The organism is Psychrobacter sp. 1U2, assembly GCF_051847575.1.
Genome location: NZ_JBPYDC010001279.1, coordinates 1 through 644 on the forward strand (window position 1 = coordinate 1; position 644 = coordinate 644).

The 644-nt window shown below is 40.1% G+C and carries 1 protein-coding gene and 1 pseudogene; one reads left to right on the top strand and one right to left on the bottom strand.

Going from position 1 to position 644, the window contains the following annotated elements:
* Positions 1-415 (bottom strand): annotated as a pseudogene (locus tag ACS8FD_RS21640) (phosphoglycerate dehydrogenase); the annotation flags it as partial.
* A 39-nt stretch (positions 416-454) separates the two neighbouring features.
* Here ACS8FD_RS21640 and ACS8FD_RS21645 point away from each other — a divergent pair.
* On the top strand, positions 455-644 hold a 190-nt coding region (locus tag ACS8FD_RS21645), incomplete at its 3' end, for a hypothetical protein (RefSeq protein WP_439277387.1).

Consider the following 644-nt stretch of genomic DNA (forward strand, 5'->3'; position numbering starts at 1 on the left):
CCCAGCCGCCGCGATGAACAGTGGCATTCTTTTCAGGAATACCGCGATATAGCATAATCGCTTCTGCTAATACCAACTCTGCAACCGAACGAGTGTTAGAGTATGGCGCGTTAAAGACTGGAATACCTAGCTCGCGAGCCGCTTCAAGGTCGACTTGGTTGGTGCCGATACAAAAGCAACCAATACCGATAAGCTTGTCCGCGTGCTCAAGGACTTCACGAGTCAGCTGCGTGCGCGAACGAATACCAATGAAATGCGCGTCTTTTATTTTCTCAATCAGCTCATCTTGATCTAGGGCGTGACTAAGATACTCGATATTTTTATAACCAGCATTGTCTAAAATCTTTAAGGCGTTCTCGTGCAAGCCTTCAAGTAATAAAAACCGGATTTTGTCTTTTTGTAATGATAATGCCATGTGAGGACTGTCCTATGGTTGCCTTATTAAAAATAATCTATGCTAGATGAAACGAAAACAGTCCGGTTATCTTACACAAAATTTAACGGTGATGTTAGCAGATTAGATGAATTATTGGTTATCAAGCCTGAAAAATTTTTATGCTATAGTGAATTATTCTGTTTGAAACCGATCGAATCAATTATTTATTACTTACCTCTTCTTATAGGTAAAAATTATCACCCACTTA